Below are 223 nucleotides of genomic sequence, written 5' to 3'. Positions count from 1 at the left end.
AATTGCGGTATCTTGCTCATCTAAATCTGATCCTCATGGCACGCCTACGATTAATTCCCAAAGTCCGTTGCAACTCCAAGATATATCCCTGTAATTGCTGAAGATTTGCTTGGGTATATGTCACTGACTTTGCCCCAGTTTCTTGGGAATAAGAAACAGAGATTGGTTTATTACCAATTAATAAATCATTATAAGCTTGTTGTGCTTGATCAAGATAAATACG

The 223-nt window shown here is 37.7% G+C and carries 1 protein-coding gene; it reads right to left on the bottom strand.

All coding sequences use genetic code 11. From position 1 onward, the window contains the following. Window positions 1–16: 16 nt before the first annotated feature. Window positions 17–223 (bottom strand): gpW family head-tail joining protein (gpW, locus tag QMN76_RS10925; RefSeq protein ID WP_282066056.1); only part of this gene is annotated, 207 nt, incomplete at its 5' end.

Origin of the sequence: Commensalibacter papalotli (ex Botero et al. 2024), from assembly GCF_947179115.1 — a bacterium.
GTDB lineage: Bacteria > Pseudomonadota > Alphaproteobacteria > Acetobacterales > Acetobacteraceae > Commensalibacter > Commensalibacter papalotli.
This window is presented reverse-complemented; position numbering and strand designations above follow the sequence as displayed.